This is a genomic window from Pseudomonas sp., from assembly GCF_037994325.1.
Taxonomy (GTDB): Bacteria; Pseudomonadota; Gammaproteobacteria; order Pseudomonadales; family Pseudomonadaceae; genus Aquipseudomonas.
In genome coordinates this window covers 1-1766 of sequence record NZ_JBBNAH010000100.1, presented here as the reverse complement: position 1 = coordinate 1766, position 1766 = coordinate 1, and the positions used below count along the sequence as shown (strand labels likewise).

The 1766-nt window shown below is 47.1% G+C and carries 2 protein-coding genes; both read right to left on the bottom strand.

Going from position 1 to position 1766, the window contains the following annotated elements; translation table 11 throughout:
• A partial coding sequence (locus AAAB16_RS03165; RefSeq protein ID WP_340662029.1) for an ESPR-type extended signal peptide-containing protein occupies positions 1–469 on the bottom strand: 469 nt, incomplete at its 3' end.
• A gap of 49 nt (positions 470–518) precedes the next feature.
• On the bottom strand, positions 519–1766 hold a 1248-nt coding region (locus tag AAAB16_RS03160; RefSeq protein ID WP_340662028.1), incomplete at its 5' end, for a ShlB/FhaC/HecB family hemolysin secretion/activation protein.

The window sequence follows — 1766 nt, the reverse complement described above, 5'->3', positions numbered from 1 at the left end:
GAATATAACCACCAATCTGACTGACGCCATCTTTTTTGCTGTTGTTAAAAATTACGCCGGGCTTCTGAACGTCGAACTGTTGGAAACGGTTATGCGATAAGCCACTTGCGTTGGGATTGGCAATTTCAATTACCGGCACACCGTTAGGCGCCTGGTTCAGGGTTGCACGTTGCTCTGGTGCAGCACTCGGGTCGACGATCATATCTGCCGCAGCCATGCCCGGCACAGAGGTAATGGCGACAATTGGGCCGATGGCGCCCCGTAATACGACACGCACTGCAGCCTGATGCAGACAGCGAATAACAACGGGCAAAGGCTTTAGTGTCCAGTCAACACTTTGAGTCTCAACCGGGGCAATGGATGGGCAGTTAGCTTGGCCAGGCTTACGTTGACTGTTATTTATTTCGGCAACCGGAATTAAAAAACCCAGTGTTTTACTAAAAATCAGGCGAAAACGATGCTTGTTCATAAAGTGAACCTATAAATTAAAGTATGAATAAATAGCTAACGAAGGAAAATCAGTAAGTGAGATAAGCGCTCATATAAACAACCGCAACATCTTGATCCTGTTGTGCTCCACTGTCTTCGGAGAGTGGAAGCCCTAACGTGAGAGAGCCCCCGCCATATCGCCAACTTCCATTAACACCTGTAGCAAACCCCTCGATACGTCCATTATTTTCTTTATAGGCTACGTTTTCAGTTTTCCCTATGTCCCAGCCCACAAATGGACTTATGGAACCACCCGCAACAGGTATGGGTAGAGATAAAGTATTGGTCATGAATATGCCGCGGTCGCCCCATAAAACTGGCGTTTTGTAGCCGCGAACAGTGAACTCGTCGCCAAGGCCTAACTGTTCGGAGGTCAACAAATTATCTTTGGCGTATTGGCCACCGATTCGCGACGAAAATGAAAAGTTTCTGTCGAACAACGAAAACGGTCGACTCCAAGCCGTGTTAAATTCGATTTTACTTAAATGCTTTTCAGCTCGGCTTTGGTCAAATGCCGCTTTCTCGCCGGTTAGGAAAGAAATACCCTGTACCCAGGACGCGTCGGAATAAAGCGAGCCGCCAAAAAGATCAGTGACATGATCGAGCCCCAGCGATAGGTTGGTATAAGGCTTGCTATTGATAGCCAATAGTGACTTTTCAATGAAGTTGGCGTTACGTTTGTGTTCCAACTCAAAAACAGCCGATAGTCGCTGAGTTTTCTCGCGCATCAGCACTTGGCTGAATTTTGCATCGTAAACTTGGGAGTTACCGCTCGATCCATAGAAACCGTAGCGGCCTTTTAATTGCTTATCGTATTGGGAGTGGTTAAAACGCAGGTCCAGCTTCGAGTAACCAAACGGAATCGAATAGTTTGCACCAGCGGAATACTCTGCATTATTTTTTTCATCTTGATAGCGGCGCGATGAAAGATTAAGACCTAGCGAGTCGTTACCTAATAGTAAGTCACTCAAACTGGTGGAAGCGGTGTAGCGATAGCGCCCTTGGCTTGGACTACCAGCACCCGAGTTGTCGGCACGCAGGGTAAGGCTGGGTGTACTCTTATCTTCAGTGACAATATTCAACGTCGAGTAGCCAATCCGCGATGATGGCTGAACATCAATGCGTGCAGATTTCGATACGGTATTTAGGTTTTCAACAATTTGGTCAATATCGTGAATATTGAAAGGGCGTTGCGTAACACCTGGCATCGCCATTTGTACCACTAGTTTTTCGTAGCGGCTTTGCGGTTCATGGCCATTGATCAGCCAACCATCTAC